Raw genomic sequence first — 17,845 nt, forward strand, 5'->3', positions numbered from 1 at the left:
TCCATAAGGAACACAAAAATAATGTCTATTATGAGACCTTACGTATAATCTTTGCCAAAATCTGCCCATAAAAAGGTACACTTCCGACAAGTAAAAGCGATTGTAACGCATATTTGTGAGCGTTCAATTTAACATTAAAGACGTAACCATGACAGTAAGTAAAAGTGTTCAGCAAATTATTGATACAAAATCAACCACTCAAGTGGTTATCGGTCAGCTTGGTTTAGACTCTCTAGACACGCTCGAATACCTGCTAACAAGCCAAAAGATTAGACATCATAAAGTAACAGTAAAGGTTTTTAGTCCTATCGATTCGGTATTAATCAATCTGATTAATAATAAAAGACTTGAACAGATTGCAGGAGAAGAAGCACTTTTACCTCTGGTTGCTATCGAAGGTTGCCAACGTCGAATATTAAATAACGGCCAAGTTATTATTGATTTTTATCTCGGCCCGATTATTGAGCTGTTACAAAAGATCCCAATGGTAAATGACAGCTTTATTGATGGCTGGATCGTTGCTGGGGATATTAATCTCAACTTGTTCAACGATGAACTTTTGTGGCAAATGGGTAAAATCAGTCACGACCGAACTCAAGTTTATCTAAGCCAAACGATTACCGGCAGTGACAAGCTTAAAATTGAGCAGCTTGCCCAGCAAAGTGGTCTTTTTCAGCCAAATAAGCTAAAAAATGATGATATTGCTTTTCAAGAGAGAGCGGCGCTGCGTAGCCAGCTAAAAATAAAACAAGCGCCCTTCCCAATTGTTGCAGCTAGCGCTAAATCGCAAAATATTGCTATTATTGGCGGCGGAATTGCCAGTGCCAGCTTAGCGCTTTCATTAGCAGAACGCGGCCAGAAAGTGAGCCTGTTCTGCGAAGACTCAGCATTAGCACAAGCAGCATCCGGTAACAAGCAAGGTGCTATTTACCCGCTATTAACACCGGATAACAACTATTTAAGTCAGTATTTCCAGCAAGCATATCTATTTAGCCTACAAAGGCTTAAAAGCCTTGCAGCACTCGGCCATAAAATCGACTTTGATTTATGTGGCGTTGTGCATACAGGCCATGATGAACGCAGTCGTAAGCGAGTTGCAAAAATTATTGACAGCCACAGCTGGAACTCGTTAATTGCTGACAAAATCACAGCTAAACAAGCGTCTGAAATAGCCTCTGTAAAAATAGATGATGAGGGTATTTTCTACCCGCTAGGTGGCTGGGTATCACCGCAAGATTTTACTCAAGCTGCTTTCAATCAAGCTAAAGTGCTCGCTGATGTTTCTTTGGCTCTAAATACCAAAATTAATACTATCGACTATCAAGCCAATGGCTCGTTCCTGACTAGCGATGAACAAGTGTATGGGCCTTTCAGTGCCGTCGTTGTGGCTAACGGTAAATCAATTACCCAGTTTAATCAGACCCAGTATTTGCAAGCGACAGGCTTTAGAGGTCAAGTGAGTCACGCTCCCTCACGAGCAAAATTATCAAAATTGAGTACAGTGCTTTGTGCACACGGTTATATGACCCCAAGCAACAATAGTCTCCACTGTCTGGGGGCAAGCTACGTTAAAAATGCTCAACACTTAAATTATTGTCCGACCGAGCAAGTAGAAAACTTGAAAAAGATTCAACATAGCTACCTTGAACAAGACTGGGTTGAAGATATTGATATTTCGGGCCATAGCGCTCGTGTTGGTGTGCGGATGGTGACCCGCGATCACGCGCCAATGATGGGTCCAGCACCAGACATCGATGCGATACTTGCGCTTTACCAGACTCATCAACTAACACCTGCAAGCCGTCAGTTTTGGCAATCAACTGTAGCGCCAACCCATAAAGACCTTTATGTTTTAGGGGGATTAGGTTCTCGCGGCTTAAGTTCTGGGCCATTGGCAGCTGAAGCCCTCGCCGCGCAAATTTGCGCGGAAGACTTGCCTATTAGTCTAGATTTTATTGCACTACTTAGCCCCAATCGTATGTGGCTACGTAAACTATTAAAAGGTAAGGCATTAGAAGTTGGTAGCGATAGTTAAGTGTTCGCTAAACATTAGAAAAGAAAAAGCGCCTTCTTGGCGCTTTCTGCATTGAATAAAACCTAATTACATCCGCACTATTGCGCTCCCGCTTCCATCAATGCATTTTTAAAATCATTTGCCCAACGGCGATAAACCGTTTTTACATCCCCCCAATTAAACACTTGGGTATTCTGACGCCACTGGTCAAAGGCTTGCCCTCTATCTGCAGCTTTTGCGAGCACCTCACCCGTTGCACCATCTTTAACGACCGCTAATAGCATCATAGAGCCCGAACTTTCGGTATAAGTGGTTCCCATTGAATTGAAGCTACGGCGGCTAGACTCTAAAGGAGCGCTTAAACGAATATCGGTGACAGCAGCCTGAATCACTAATGTATTTGGCCCTACTTTATCTACCAGCTCAAATGGCTGCTCACTATTGAACACATCTTTAACTGTTATTTGAAATTGTGCCGCCATTTTATCCAGGGCTTCTTGCGGTAATTCATAAGTGGCATTTAAACCGTCGGCTCTTTTATCAATGCGCGGTGGCTTATAACCATCAGGGTGATCGTTAGTCACTTGCACAGGCTCAAAATACAGCTTGGTATAATTGCGCCAATCAACATTTGGTCTGGCATAAGATAGGCCTAGCTTTGAGTGCTCAACTTTAACTAAGCCGTCTTTAGTTACCTCAGCATCTGGCCCTTGTTGTAGTCTTGCAGGCTCGCTAGTACAAGCCGTCAACCCAAACAAACTCAGTGAAAGCGCTGTTGATATAATGATTTTTTGCATCAATAAAGTCCCTATTTAGATCCATTAATAAATACCACAGAACGATAATTTGTTAACAAATAACACGTTTTTCCCTTAAGTCTTTTAAATATGACACTTAGTTAGCAAGAGTCAAATAAAGACTAATGAGTACAAAAATAACATCGACGCCAAACAACTGTTTTACAGCTAACAAAATTCAGAAAAGAAATACAAAAAAAGCCACTAATCAGTGGCTTTTATAATCTGTGTTCGAACAACAACCCGAACTTAACGCTTTACTCGCACTCTGTTATTGGTATCACGGCTGGTGCGAATAAGATCATCACTAGCAATTGATGCAGACTTAGCCAAACGGTCATACAGTAATACGTTAACAGAGGCAGCCAAATTCATACAGCCTACAGTAGGCACATAAACCACAGCATCGGCGCTATTAACCACTTGCTGGCTAATGGTGCCATCTTCTGGGCCAAAAATATAAATGGCTTTCTCTGGGTGTTTAAATTCCGGCAAAGGAATCGCACCTTCAACAAGGTCCACACATACCACTTTGACATCAGAATCAATCGCATCAAGCAAAGACTCAACTTTCGTCAATGGAATAGAACTACTCGCGCGTTTGGTATCGGTATTATATTGCGCCGTGCCATTTGTGGCGGCCAGCTCATAACGTTTACCGGTATAAAACACTGCGTCAGCGCTGTAACAGCCTACCGCACGCATAATACCACCGACATTAGTCGGGCTTTTGGGATTGACTAAACCAATACCTACGAAACTACTCTTACTCATAAAAGCGTAAACTCATTCACTCTATCTATTCAGGCTTGCTTTACGCTGCCAGTTTTGCACTTAGTTGAGTCCAAGCATCACTCACTAATGTATAATCGCTATCACCTAGCTCTTGTCGTGCTAATGCTAAACACTCAGACATTTTTACATCTAGTGCAGCAAGATCTTGCTCGGTTTCAACTTCTAGCTGAGACAACACCACTGCGAAGTGGCCTTGTAAGTAACCACTTGCAAATAACGCATCATCGTCACCTTCGGCAACAATGCTTTCAATCCAATCTTGTAGTGTTTGCTCGTACTGCTCAATCATCGAGGGCTCCGCATTTTCATTATTAACACGATGTAGATATTAACACCGCGCCAAAATATTCAATTTAGTTTTTGTTTATTTATCGCCAAACGGTAAATTCTGTTATACCAGATCTGGGTTTGCCACTTGATACATCACGTAATCATGGTATCCCGTGACCACTTTATAATAACCCGTTAGTTCGATATCCAGTTTAGGGTCGCCACTATCCACAATTAATGGTCTCCCTTCAAGTGCTTTTAGCTTTGTTTTTGTCGCTAAGATAACAATATTATCTTTGCCAACGCGTCTAATCAGCTCGGGGCTGAGTTGCTGATTACCGCGACCCAATATATGCCCCTGACCACCGATAAGAGTAATAAATAACTTTAATGGTTTATTTTCAGTTAGCTGCAATAGCTCATTCGCCGATAAGTCACTGGCGACGAGGGTTTCACCTTGAATAAGATCAACACCCAAAAGTGTGTTTTCAAGTGCAAGTTCTCCCATTACTGCAGCAACCGTGCTACCAGAGCCCATAATGCAAAGATTGTCTTCCATCAGCTCAATAGCTTCAGCGGCAAGATCTGCAAGTACTAACTCATCGCTTTCTTTACCGCCCATTTTTACTGCCTGTACATATCTAGGCTCTGCTGGCACCAGCATTTCACCAAAACGCCGTGCTCGAACCACTCCAGTTCTAAAGGCGACTTCATCAATATCCATCACATCTGCGCTCATTAGGCTAACCAAATCGCCATCAAGCAGCATTTTGACTACCATGCCTGACGCGTGAGGGGTAATACCGTATACACCAGAATGAATTTTCACCCCCGCTGGCACACCTAAAACAGGCAATTTGTCATCGGCAATAGCGTACACGTCTCGCGCCGTGCCATCGCCACCTGCAAATAATAACAAATCTAAGGTTTCATTAAGAAGCTCGCTCACCACCTTTTGCGTATCTTGCGCTGCGGTTGTTTCTGGCGCTTGATAAACTACTCTCGTGGTAAAGCCCATTGATTTGGCTAAGGTTTCTCCCATGTCGCCTGATGCAGTAATGATTTCAATACGACTCTTATAAGGAGCAATAACCGCAAGCGCCTGCTGCATTCTCAGGTGTGACTTAGGTTCAGCCCCTTTTGCGATAGCTTCAGATGCAACGCCATCACTGCCTTTAAGGGCTACACTACCACCAAGGCCTGCGAGCGGGTTGATGATTAACCCCAGTCGAAATTTGCTCACTATCAATACTCCATTTTTGACATTTTCTAGTTATTATTGGATTAAGCTATCTTGCTGTTTCAAGCTGTTCTGGTCGGTGCTCTTTCGGAATTAAAAACACGGCTAGCATGGATAAAAATGCGCAGCCTGCAGCGAAAATCCACGTTGATACCGCGCCACTGCCATCGCCCCAAATAATGCCACATAGCCAGGTACCAAGCGCACCACCCACACCAAAACTTAAACTAGCGTAAAGTGCTTGGCCTTGGCTACGGCGGCTAATGTCAAAGTGTTTATGTACAAATTGAATTGAGGCCGCATGAGTTAAGCCAAAGGTAAATGCGTGTAGCAACTGGCTAATACTCAGGTAAATGATGTTTTCCACACCGTAGGCAAGTAATAACCAGCGCACAGCGGTCAAGCCAATACTGATAATAAGCAGTAGCTGCACACCAAATCGACCTAGCAGCTTTGGTGCGTACATAAACATGAAAATTTCAGCAACTACGCCAAGTGCAACAAAAATACCGGCAACTGACTCTGAGTAGCCTGCTTGTTTAAGGTACAGCACAAAAAAACCATAAAAAGGACCGGCGCTCATTTGCAGCAACATGGCTGACACTAAAAACCAAATAAGCGCTCTATCAAATACTAGCGGTTTGCGCTTAACACTGCGGTCAACAATAGCTCGATTAGAAGGCAATGGTAATGCGCTAATCAGCATACCGATAAACAGTGTCATACCAATATAAGGCAGAATTTGCGGTCCCCAATGACTAATAGCAAAACCGCCACTGACCACCAGCACGATATAACCAACACTGCCCCAGCTGCGAATAGTGCCGTAACGATTGGCATCGTCGCCTAATGTTTCCAGAGTAATGACTTCAAGTTGAGCGAGAATCGCATTCCAAAAGAAGGTATATACTGCAAGGCTAATGGCTAAATAGGCCAAGCCGCCATCATAGAAAAAGGTCAGATAACTTAATGCTGCGGCGCCAGCACCGATTTTGATAAGTTCTGAGCGCATACCGGTTTTGTCTGCGACTATCGCCCACAAGTTTGGCGCAATGATCCGTGTGCCCATTAAAATTGCCAGTAAAAAGCCAATTTCTTGAGCGTCAAAACCACGGCTATCAAAAAAAACGCCAAGATAAGGCACCATGATGCCAAGAATAGAAAAGAAGAAGAAATAACATGCACAGAGCCAGCGAAGTTGCTGCTCTGTGCTTTTTGGTTGAAACATTAACGCATTCCGATAATAGGCGTACTGCTGTTGACATCCATGTTTTGTGCACGGTGACGTAGTAAATGATCCATCAATACAATTGCCAACATAGCTTCAGCAATGGGTACTGCACGAATACCAACACATGGATCGTGACGACCTTTAGTGACCACTTCAGCGGTTTCACCTTGAGCGGTCATACTTTCGCCAGGCACACTGATGCTTGAAGTTGGCTTCATCGCAATATGGGCAACAATCGGTTGACCCGATGAAATGCCGCCTAAAATACCGCCTGCATGGTTAGAAGCAAAGCCTTCTGGCGACATCAAATCGCGGTGCTCTGAACCTTTTTGGTTAACGACTTCAAAGCCATCACCAATTTCAACACCTTTAACCGCATTAATTCCCATCAGAGCATGGGCAATATCAGCATCAAGCCTGTCAAATACTGGCTCGCCTAGGCCAACAGGTACACCCGTTGCCACAACTGAGACTTTAGCGCCGATTGAGTCGCCGCTCTTTTTAAGCTCACGCATATACTCGTCTAATGAATCGAGTTTTGATGCGTCAGGGAAGAAAAAGGCATTTTGTTCAATTTGCTCAAAATCAACGGTTTCAGCCGAAATAGGTCCGAGCTGCGATAAGTAAGCGTGAATTTCGACGCCATGAACTTGCTTAAGGTATTTTTTAGCCACTGCACCAGCTGCCACTCGCATTGCAGTCTCACGAGCAGATGAACGGCCGCCACCGCGATAATCACGCTGACCATATTTTTGCTGATAGGTGTAATCGGCATGTCCCGGGCGGAACAAGTCTTTAATATTTGAGTAATCTTTGCTGCGCTGATCGGTATTTTCAATTAATAAGCCAATTGATGTACCGGTTGTTTGACCTTCGAAAACGCCAGAAAGAATACGCACTTCATCTGGCTCGCGGCGAGCAGTCGTATAACGAGAGGTACCTGGACGGCGTCTATCTAAGTCGTGCTGCATATCCGCTTCAGTCAACTCAACACCTGGAGGGCAACCATCAATAATACAGCCAATTGCGACGCCGTGGCTTTCACCGAATGTTGTAACTACGAAATTCTGACCAATACTGTTTCCCGACATTCGTTTTATCGCCCTCTATCGCATTATTCTAATTATCATTTACCCGGTTTGCCGGTAAATTCCTCATCAATTACCAACCTTGTTGTAGGAGTACAGATTGGTATATCCCCACATAGCATAAAGCTACTTGGTGATAAGCCGCAGCCTAAGCCGCGGCTAAACACTATTATTCACTATCTTTATAGATGGCGAAAAGTGATTCATTTTCAACTAGCTGATCACGGGTTAATACAAACACGCCGTCACCGCCATTTTCGAAGTTAACCCATGTAAACGGAACATCAGGGAACTGTTCACTTAAGTGCACCATTGAATTACCCACTTCAACCACTAATAGACCATCTTCAGTTAGGTAATCAGCCGCATTAGCAAGAATGCGTTTAGTCAGATCTAATCCATCACGACCTGATGCTAAACCAATTGCTGGCTCATGATGATATTCATCTGGCATGTCGCCGATATCTTCAGCATCAACATAAGGTGGGTTAGATACGATTAGATCGTAGTGTGGCCCTTTAGGGATCGCCGAGAACAGATCAGATTCCATTGGGAATACTCTATCCATTACCTCAAGCGTTTCAATGTTAATTTGCGCCACTTCAAGAGCATCAACGCTAATGTCTAGCGCGTCGACTTCTGCATCTTCAAATTCATAGGCACAAGCAATCGCGATACATGCGCTACCGGTACATAAATCCAATACGCGGTTTACTGGCTTGTTATATAACCAAGGGCTGAAACGATTGGCAATTAGCTCTGCAATCGGTGAACGCGGCACTAACACACGTTCATCCACATAAAAATCTAAGCCGGCAAAGCGCGCTTGGTTTGTTAGATATGGAACCGGTAAACGCTCTCTTACACGGCGAATAATCAGCTCAACAATCTTATGTTTTTCACTAATAGTTAGATTAGAGTGAATAACTTGCTGACCAATTTCTTCTGGTAGGTGCAATGCATGAAATACTAACGCGACGGCTTCGTCCCATGCGTTGTCTGTACCATGGCCATAGTAAATATTTGCATCATTAAAACGACTGACACCCCAACGTAGCATATCGCCAATAGTGCGTAATTCTGTAACCGCTTCATCAACAAAAATCTTATCCAAAATTCACTCCAACTTTTTAATTCCGAATCATTGTAACTGAAGTCTATTCATAAGGCATCGGATTCAATAAAATAGAAGCATGAATAAAAGCAAAGATAATGATGAACTGGCCCTTTTTGCAGAGTTGACTAAAGGTATCACCCCTTTACAACAAAATAAGCGTCATTTTATCGCGGCACCTAAAGACCGCAAAATCATTGAAGAGAAAGAACAGCAACTGCATGCTGACAGCTATTTCTCGGACACTTATCAGCCGTTATTACCTGTAGATGGCCCAATGAAATGGGTTAGAGACGATGTGGATAGCTATGATGTGAAACGACTTCGTCGTGGCGACTATGTGCCTGATCTTTTGTTAGATATGCACGGTATGCGTCAAACCGAAGCCAAGCTCGAACTGGCAGCACTGATCCAAGCCTGTATTAAGCAGCAAAGTCATTGTTGTTGCGTAATGCATGGCCACGGCACCGGCATATTAAAACAAAATATCCCAATGTGGTTAGCTCAACACCCACACGTAAAAGCGTTTCATCAAGCAACCAAAGAATGGGGTGGTGACGCAGCCTTATTGGTACTGATTGATATTGGCGATCAGCCTTATCGTCGCTAATACTCAAACTCGTTATACGCCCTACAATAAAAATCAACCAATAAAAAAGTGAGTCACCTATCGATTAGATTGACTCACTTTTACTCATATCAATAAATACCGGCAAGCCGGCACTGTCCAGTACAGTAACCACTAACTTATCGAGTGCGGTGCATGTTGCCAAATAAGACTGTTTTTGTCAGCTACCCGTTCAATGAATGTCACGCCTGATGTAGCAAAAAGTGGTGGTTCTACACCTGCAACTAGTTCACTAACCAAATACCCTAATAAAGGCATATGTGCTAAAACCAATACATTGTTAGCCTGATATTGTTCAGCATAGGCAAGTACTAGATGAGCAACCTGCTCGGGATCTCCAGAAGGCACTAACTCATCTAAAGTAATCCACTTGTGAGGCTCAGGGAAATGTTTACTCACCTCTTGCCAGCTTTGCTGCGCGCGTAAGTATGGGCTAACCAATACGAGGTCAAATTCAGTTACGGTTTGCCCTAACCAGTTACTCATCAGTGCGGTGTGATGGCGCCCCATATCGGTAAGCTTACGCTCTCTGTCTGAATGAGCATTGTAGCCCGCTTCGCCATGGCGCATTAAAAATAGCTGCATACTGCTTTGCTACTCCCAATTTTTATAGTTATTGATTAATTGTAGTCTGAATCACTACTGCAACATACCGTTATTTAGTTATTAATTAGTCGAATACAGAGCCAGCAGCTAAAATGTGATCTTGTAGCGAGTTGAGCCGTAAACAAAAATTGCACCTTATTTAACCAAAATTGATTTAATTTAAGTGTTTGTAACGGTTGTGTTTGAAGATAAATCGAAATAATGGCAAGTTAAGTTAATCTGTCTAACTCATTATTTTTACAACAACAGTTACCATTTAGGTTAGACCTTAATCTAGGCATAGAACAGCCCACTCATGGTTTGCCTGTTCACGATATCGGAGCCACGCCTTGTCAGAAGCTAAACAGATCAAAACCAGTCCTAATGATCATCGTCACTATCGCCATTTGACGCTTAAAAATGGCTTATCAGTACTTCTGGTTGAAGATCAACAAGCAACACAGTCTGCAGCATCGATGGCAGTAACCGTTGGTCATTTTGACGATCCTGCTGAACGTCCTGGCATGGCACATTTTCTTGAGCATATGTTGTTTCTTGGCACAGAAAAGTATCCAGAATCAGGTGAATACTCAGCCTTTATCAATCAGCATGGTGGCACCAACAACGCTTGGACCGGTACAGAGCATACTAACTTTTTCTACAGCATAAACGCCGAGCAATTTGAAGCGTCATTAGACAGGTTTAGCCAATTTTTTATTGCGCCGCTATTTAACATAGATTTAGTCGATCGCGAGCGCCACGCAATTGAATCAGAATTTAGTATGAAGCTAAAAGATGATGTACGGCGTGTGTATCAAGTACAAAAGGAAACGGTCAATCCCGCACATCCTTTTTCAAAATTCTCAGTGGGTAACCTAAAGACGTTAGCCGGTGAAGAGTCTGCTCTACGTGAAGAGTTATTGGACTTTTACCAACAAAAATACAGCGCCAACATCATGACTTTATGCTTAGTCGCGCCCAAAAGTCTAGATGAGCTCGAAACGTTAGCTAAGCAATATTTTGGAGGTATTAGCGACCATGTGCGCAATGACAAATACCCAGATGTTGCGCTTTATTTAGCAGAGCAGCTGCAAGCGCAAATTAATATTATCCCGTTAAAAGAACAAAAACGGGTTGCGATTACCTTTGCTTTACCGGAACTTGAGCGTTTTTATAAACATAAGCCGCTTACATTTATTAGTCACTTACTTGGCTATGAAGGTAAAGGCAGCCTACTTTCTTATTTGAAAGAATCAGGCCTAGCGAACAACCTTTCCGCTGGCGGTGGGGTTAATGGCTATAACTTCAAAGACTACAACATTAGTATTCAGTTAACAGACCGAGGTCTTGCCCGGTTAGATGAGGTGATTAGCGCCACTTTTGAGTATATTGAACTTATCAAAACCCAAGGATTACAGCCTTGGCGCTATAATGAGCGAGCAGCCTTATTACAAGTCGCTTTTCAATACCAAGAGCAAGTTAACGCGTTAGATTTAGCTAGTCATTTAAGCATTAATATGCATCATTATGATGTTGAAGATGTGATTTACGGTGATTTCCGTATGGACGGCCTCAACTTTGAAGAAACCCAGCAGCTGTTATCTTTGATGACACCGGAAAACATGCGTATCCAGTTAATAGCATCAGAACTTGATACCAATAAAAAAGCGGCTTGGTATCACTCCCCATACCAAATAAAACCGATAGATAAACAAGACCTCATTCGCTGGGGCAAAAGTCCTATCCGTCAAGCGCTTTGCTTACCTGATAAAAACCCCTTTATCATTAATGAATGCATAGCACGAACCGATAAAAGTAAGCATCCAGTGCCTACCGTCGTCGCCCAAAAAGCCGGTTACCGTATTTGGCACCGAAAAGACGATGAGTTTAACGTGCCTAAAGGCCACTTATACTTATCGCTTGATTCAGCGCAGGCTGCCGCATCACCAAGGCATGCAGCCCTTACCCGCTTATATGTAGAAATGCTACTCGACTATTTAACCGAGTGCACCTATCAGGCTGAGGTTGCAGGCCTCAGTTATAATATTTATCCGCACCAAGGTGGTATTACTCTGCATTTAACCGGATTTACCGGCAAGCAGGAAACCCTATTGGAGTTAGTAATCTCTAAAGCCCGTGAACGCAACTTTACCCAAAGTCGCTTTGACTTAATCAAGCGCCAAATACTTCGAGCCTGGTACAATCACTCACAAGCAAAACCTATTTCGCAATTGTTCACCAGCCTCACTGTAACCTTGCAAAAGCGCAGCTTTGAGCCTGCGAGAATGGCTGAAATACTCGAAGAAATTACTCTTGATGACTTGCATGTTCACGTTAAAAGTTTTTACGAGAAAATTCATCTTGAAGGCTTGGTATATGGTGATTGGTTAGAAAGTGAAACTAAGGTATTAGGCGATCGACTTGAACGCATTTTATCGCTAGTCACAACACCTAGCCAAGAGTCATCGCGTGAACTCATTGACCTTTCAAATAAAGGCAGCTTATTACGTGAAATACCAGTGTCACATCCTGATAGCAGTATTATCGTGTATTACCAATCAGATGTAACAACGCCTGAAACCATGGCGCTGTTTAGCCTGTTAAACCACACTATGTCTTCAACCTTTTTTCATGAGTTACGCACTCAGCGTCAATTAGGTTATATGGTGGGTACAGGCTATCTTCCTTTGAACCGTTACCCGGGAATTATTTTCTATATTCAATCGCCAACCAGTGGACCACAGCTACTGCTTGAAGCTATCGATGAGTTTATTGCTGACTTTGCCTACGCAGTATTACAGATCACCAACGAACAATGGGAAGCCACTAAACATGGATTAGTCAATCAAGTATTAGTGCAAGATTCCAGCTTAAAAGTTCGCAGCCAACGCTACTGGTCTAGCATTGGCAACAAAGACTATAGTTTTAATCAACGCGAACTCGTAGCTGAGCAAATAAAGCTGTTAACACGCGCAGATTTAATCAAGTTCATTATGCAAAAGATGCGAACTAAACATTGCGACCGTTTAGTCTTGTTTAGTACAGGTGACGCCCACCATGATCAAACACCGCTAGAGTCAGACAAAATGATTACTGACTTACGGGCCTTTAAGCAAGGTGCTCCGCAGTTTGATTATTAATAAAGCTATCGCGATTGGCGGTAAAGTTCATAAAACAAATAAATGACTATCGTTATAGCAACTAAAACTAACTTCAGATAAAACCAGTGAAAATAGTTGAACTGGCTAAATTTCAAACCAGTTCAACTATAATCTAGCTACTTAATAGCTATCTTACAGCTTAACTCACATCTCAAAACTTAAGTTAGCAATGATTATCAACTACATTTAAGCCGCATTTTTTTGACAATACAGCCACTTTCTGAAAAAGTGTGAGTAACAAATAATTTATTCCTTAAACTGGCTGATAATTAAACAAAAACATATGCCTAAAATTATTTTAAACACTACGATTTTATTACTTATTAGCCTGCTTTGGCTCAAGCCAGCGATAGCGCTCACGCTAAATTCGACTTCTCTAGGCGTACCAGATGGTTTATCGCAGAGTAATGTAACCTCGATCGTTGAAGATGCAGACGGTTACGTGTGGATCGGTACTGTCAATGGCCTGAATAGATATGATGGTAAAGAATTCCGCCATTATTTTCCTTCTCCTGAAAATGAGCTACCCAGTGCCTTTATTCGTAGCCTGTTTATTAGTGACAGTGGCACGATGTACATAGGTACAGACAAAGGACTTGCGGTTTATGACAAATATAAAGACAGAGTTGTAAAATTAGAGTCTAACGAGTTTATTAATGAGCAAGCTGTATGGTCTATTTCCAAAAACGATAATAGTATTTTAATCGGAACTAATAACTCCGTTTATATAACACAAGAAGAATTAGAACCGTTTGAACTTAAGCTTGTAAACTCTTACAAAGGTAATTTCAATGGTGTAAAACAAGCTTTATCAATTAAAAATGAGATTTTCATAAGAAGCTATGATGGCAATGTAATAAAAGTATCTAATCCAGAAAATATTATTGCAAAAGATGTAAACCAAATAACGTCCAAAAACAACAAATTGATTTTATTTAGAGATGATGGCGTTTTCCAGGCACTACCTATAATAGTTCCAGTAAATACACAGGACTATGTGAGTGTAACTATGAACCAACATCACACATTAGGTTTGCAAAATAAAACCATTTTCAACTTGAACGATTTAACCAAACCTAAAGTAATTGGTAAACTTGATATTTCAAGTCAGCCATTTAAAACACCGACAATTTATCGAGGGCTCACAAAAACATTTATATCAGATCAAAACAAAGGACTGATTATCATTTCAGATAGTAATAACTTGATAAAATCAACATTAAGTCATAAAGGAAATGTATGGTCTATAATAAAAAAAGATCCAAATTCTTTCATCGTTAGCTTTGATAGTGAAGACATAAATATATATAACACGCAATTTGAGATTACTAAGTCCTTTTATACTGGTATAAAAGGGCCTAAGTCTATTGTACTGAAGAACAACACTCTTTATGTAGCGAGCGCAAAAGGTTTACATTCAATTGACATTACAACAAGTAAAATTAAAACAATTGTCAACGAGTCATTTTTCGCTTTAAAGTTAAGTAATGATAAAAAAACTATTTTAGCGGGTTCATCTGATGGTGAGCTTATAATTTATAACATACCAACTGGTTTATTAAAAAGGCAAGTTATTGATAAAGGCAACCCTATTTTTGATATCATTGCCTATAACAATAGAACTTTTATAGCTTCACAAGGAGGGATATTTAAAGTAGAAAATGATAGTGTAACCCCCATTTATACAGAACAGTTCGTTATTAGCTTGTCTATTTCAAACTCCAGCCTTTACTTTGGAACAGGAACAAGCTTAAAGCGGTACAACCTAACAACTTCAGAAATTAACACTGTTCACTCCAATAACAAGCCCATATTCTCGATAGCGTCTGAAGGTGCCTACGTAACATCATCTTCAATCAATGAAATAACTTTAATAAACAAAAGTACCAATAAGGTCATCACACTAAACAAGGAACTAGGTACACAATTAGAATACAATGCTAACGCAATCTATAGCGATAAAGATATCACTCTCATAGGTGGAGTATCTGGAATAAGTATAATCCCATCGGAAACACTAAAAAAATATATATCAAAAATAATTCCTCCATTAGTAAATTTAAAAGAACTATTAATATTTAATATACCCGAGCAACCAGGTGGAAATGTCCTAAGAGATCAGTTCTCACAAACAAGTTCTATCAAGTTAAAATACTCCGACTATCCATTTACAATTTCATTCAATAGTCCAGGCACTCCATACGCCAACATAGACTATGTTTATAAAATGCAAGGGCTTTCAGAATCTTTTATTCATTCAAAAGGAACGAATTCCGCGACTTATACCAATTTATCACCGGGTAAATACAAGTTTTTGATCTATGCTATTGACCCTATAAACGGTAACAAGGGAAAAACCAAAGAGTTAGCGATCGAAATCACTCCTCCATGGTGGCTATCTAATTCAGCTAAATCTATTTATTTTCTATGTGCACTATTAGCCTCAATACTCATTATAAAAATAATATTGCGCCGTCGAGAAATTCAAAAACAGATCGCAAAGAGTGAAGAACGTTTAAAACTATCTCTTTGGGGCAGCGGCGATGAAATGTGGGATTGGGATATCGAAACAGGACAAATCTATCGTTCGAATATTTGGGGCTCTCTTGAGTTTCCCCAAGACGGTCAACGCTCAGGAACTGAAAGCGGTGAAAGCAATATCCATCCAATGGATCAAGATAGAGTTAGAGAAGCCCTTAACAAGCACTTTTATGGTGAAACTGATCACTTTGAAGCTGCTTACCGCGTAAAAGGAAAGTCAAATGATTGGGTGTGGATTTTAGATAGAGCCAAGATTGTTGAGCGTGATGAAAATGATAGTGCACTTCGAATGACTGGTACCATTAAAAACATCACCAATTTTAAACAAGCTGAAGAACAGCTAAAACTATTTGAACGTGCTATTCAAAATATCTCTGAAGGTATGTTCATTCTCGATAACCAGTTTACATTTGTGGAAGTAAATAAGGCTTGCTGTGATTTAAGCATGCTCACTAAGCAAGATTTTGTCGGTCAACTATTTAACTTTGACCTCTATCCAGATAGCTATTCAGAACAAATTCGCACGATCTTAAAGCAACAAGGCCGTTGGAATAACGAAGTTGAATCGGTGAAGGGTAATGGTAGTAGCTTTTTAATGGAACTTTCTATTGATGCTATTTATGACGAACAGGGCGAACTTTCTCATTATGTTGGTGTGTTTTCTGATGTTAGTCGTCGTAAGCAACAAGAAGAAGAATTGAGAAAACTGACCAACAACGACTTATTGACCAATCTGCCAAATCGTTCAAATCTAATGGTTACCCTAGGCAACCTAGTAAAAAGAGACTCTCACCATACCCTTATGGTGTTAGATTTAGATAACTTTAAGAAAATTAATGATTCTTTAGGCCACCAAGTGGGTGATGATCTTCTTATACAGGTCTCTGAACGAATACAAGCAGCAGTACCTAGCCATACGAGCATTTACCGTCTAGGGGGAGATGAGTTCGCAATTTTAGTTGATAAAAACCCAGATATAGGCTCTAGTGCCGTCCTTGCTAAAAATGTTATCCATGCATTTGAGACGCCCTTTGACCTTGTAAGTGAAAGAGTCGTTGTGGGTCTAAGTATAGGCATAGTGCTCTACCCTGAAGATGATCAAAACGAACAGGCATTATTAAGAAAAGCTGATATCGCTATGTATCATGCAAAATCTGCTGGCGGTAATCGATATCAATTTTATTCAGAATCACTTAATAAAAACGCAATAAGACAACTAGAAGTCGAAAACCTTATAAGGGAAGGACTCAAGGATGACTTATTTGAAGTGTACTACCAGCCGAAAATAGATCTCAAAACTGGCCAAATGGCAGGAATGGAAGCTTTAGTGCGTTTAAACCATCCCGAACACGGACTTATTCCACCGACAAAATTTATCCCTTTAGCAGAAGAGAATGGGTTAATCGTAGAAATTGGAGATGTTGTACTTAAAAAAGCCTGTTTTGCAGCGCAGAAATGGCGCAGCCAAGGCTTATTTAGTGGACGCGTTGCCGTCAATTTATCGTCGAAGCAATTCGCATTACCTGATTTACAGTTAAGAATTGAGTCAATTTTACGTCTTACTCAATTACCTGCAGCTAATCTAGAACTTGAAATTACAGAAGGCACCGTTATTAAAGAGCCTGAAAAAGCGATTAAAGTCATGCAGCAACTGTCTAAGATGGGAGTAAGTCTAGCACTTGATGATTTTGGTACTGGTTACTCTTCATTATCATATTTAAAGCGTTTTCCAATTCATACATTGAAAATAGATAAAGCTTTTGTAGATGATATAGACAAATCAGATCGTGATTTAAAAATGGTTGATTCAATCATCACTATCGCCCATAACATGGGGCTTTCAGTCGTCGGTGAAGGTGTAGAAGAACCTTCGCAACTTAATATATTACGTGCATTAAAGTGTGAAGAGATCCAAGGCTATATATATAGTAAAGCGGTTACCGAAATAGAATTTACCAAGTTATTACGTCTTGACGCGAATAACCAACAGCTTCCACCAAAAAGCGTTAAAACAAACTAATTTAGAACAAAAAATCAACCTTGGCACAACATCTGCAATTACCTTTTCATTAAGTCAAAAATATAACTTTATATTTAATACTCTATGAGAAGGTACAAAATGAAAAAGATAATTAAAGGATTAGTTACATCTACGGTATTACTAGGATCATTTTCTGCTATAGCATCACAACACACTTTAGAAAATTTAAATTTTAAAAGCTCTAAGATCTATGAAGGTATAAGCGAAAGCCTTTATGTAGGTATTCCAAATATAAAGTACACTGCAGGCATTCCAAACATTAAGTACACTGCAGGCATTCCAAACATTAAGTACACTGCAGGCATTCCAAACATTAAGTACACTGCAGGCATTCCAAACA

Annotated in this window: 13 protein-coding genes; 5 read left to right on the forward strand and 8 right to left on the reverse strand. The window is 40.9% G+C overall.

Annotated elements, in window-relative coordinates; all coding sequences use genetic code 11:
* Positions 1-148: 148 nt before the first annotated feature.
* Positions 149-2,035, forward strand: coding sequence for an FAD-dependent 5-carboxymethylaminomethyl-2-thiouridine(34) oxidoreductase MnmC1 (gene mnmC1, locus AB4298_RS20090; RefSeq protein ID WP_371988132.1), 1,887 nt, complete (start codon positions 149-151; stop codon positions 2,033-2,035).
* Positions 2,036-2,112: 77 nt separating this feature from the next.
* Here the strand turns inward: mnmC1 and AB4298_RS20095 are convergent, their stop codons facing one another.
* The 7 genes from AB4298_RS20095 to prmB form a co-directional block, all read right to left on the reverse strand.
* The gene (locus AB4298_RS20095) at positions 2,113-2,811 is read right to left on the reverse strand and encodes a DUF3313 family protein (protein WP_249000189.1); all 699 of its coding nucleotides are present in this window, start codon (positions 2,809-2,811) and stop codon (positions 2,113-2,115) included.
* 249 nt (positions 2,812-3,060) lie between these two features.
* The gene (locus tag AB4298_RS20100; protein ID WP_249000190.1) at positions 3,061-3,585 is read right to left on the reverse strand and encodes an RNA methyltransferase; all 525 of its coding nucleotides are present in this window, start codon (positions 3,583-3,585) and stop codon (positions 3,061-3,063) included.
* Between the two features lie 40 nt (positions 3,586-3,625).
* The gene (locus AB4298_RS20105) at positions 3,626-3,895 is read right to left on the reverse strand and encodes a YfcL family protein (RefSeq protein WP_371988133.1); all 270 of its coding nucleotides are present in this window, start codon (positions 3,893-3,895) and stop codon (positions 3,626-3,628) included.
* 102 nt (positions 3,896-3,997) lie between these two features.
* Entirely contained in the window at positions 3,998-5,119 is a 1,122-nt protein-coding gene (locus tag AB4298_RS20110) for an ATP-NAD kinase family protein (RefSeq protein ID WP_371988135.1), read from the reverse strand.
* Positions 5,120-5,165: 46 nt separating this feature from the next.
* Positions 5,166-6,344 (reverse strand): MFS transporter, encoded by a 1,179-nt coding sequence (locus AB4298_RS20115; protein WP_371988136.1) that lies wholly within the window; start codon positions 6,342-6,344, stop codon positions 5,166-5,168.
* Positions 6,344-7,438: a chorismate synthase gene (aroC, locus tag AB4298_RS20120; RefSeq protein ID WP_220782923.1), complete on the reverse strand. Its 1,095-nt coding sequence runs from the start codon at positions 7,436-7,438 to the stop codon at positions 6,344-6,346. The genes AB4298_RS20115 and aroC overlap by 1 nt, the downstream gene beginning before the upstream one ends.
* A 166-nt stretch (positions 7,439-7,604) precedes the next feature.
* On the reverse strand, positions 7,605-8,549 hold the full coding sequence (gene prmB / locus AB4298_RS20125; RefSeq protein ID WP_220782924.1) for a 50S ribosomal protein L3 N(5)-glutamine methyltransferase: 945 nt from the start codon (positions 8,547-8,549) through the stop codon (positions 7,605-7,607).
* Positions 8,550-8,628: 79 nt separating this feature from the next.
* Between prmB and smrB the strand changes: the two genes are divergently transcribed.
* The gene (gene smrB / locus AB4298_RS20130; protein WP_220782925.1) at positions 8,629-9,159 is read left to right on the forward strand and encodes an endonuclease SmrB; all 531 of its coding nucleotides are present in this window, start codon (positions 8,629-8,631) and stop codon (positions 9,157-9,159) included.
* Between the two features lie 132 nt (positions 9,160-9,291).
* Here the strand turns inward: smrB and sixA are convergent, their stop codons facing one another.
* Entirely contained in the window at positions 9,292-9,762 is a 471-nt protein-coding gene (sixA, locus tag AB4298_RS20135) for a phosphohistidine phosphatase SixA (RefSeq protein WP_249000195.1), read from the reverse strand.
* 350 nt (positions 9,763-10,112) lie between these two features.
* Between sixA and AB4298_RS20140 the strand changes: the two genes are divergently transcribed.
* The 3 genes from AB4298_RS20140 to AB4298_RS20150 all read left to right on the forward strand — a co-directional run.
* Positions 10,113-12,902: an insulinase family protein gene (locus AB4298_RS20140; RefSeq protein ID WP_371988137.1), complete on the forward strand. Its 2,790-nt coding sequence runs from the start codon at positions 10,113-10,115 to the stop codon at positions 12,900-12,902.
* A 304-nt stretch (positions 12,903-13,206) separates the two neighbouring features.
* Positions 13,207-17,484, forward strand: a complete 4,278-nt coding sequence (locus AB4298_RS20145; protein ID WP_371988139.1) for an EAL domain-containing protein — start codon at positions 13,207-13,209, stop codon at positions 17,482-17,484.
* 99 nt (positions 17,485-17,583) lie between these two features.
* Positions 17,584-17,845 (forward strand): hypothetical protein (locus AB4298_RS20150; protein ID WP_371988140.1); only part of this gene is annotated, 262 nt, incomplete at its 3' end.

The sequence above is a fragment of the Shewanella sp. 10N.261.52.F9 genome (assembly GCF_041471165.1).
Classification (GTDB): Bacteria; Pseudomonadota; Gammaproteobacteria; order Enterobacterales; family Shewanellaceae; genus Shewanella; species Shewanella marinintestina.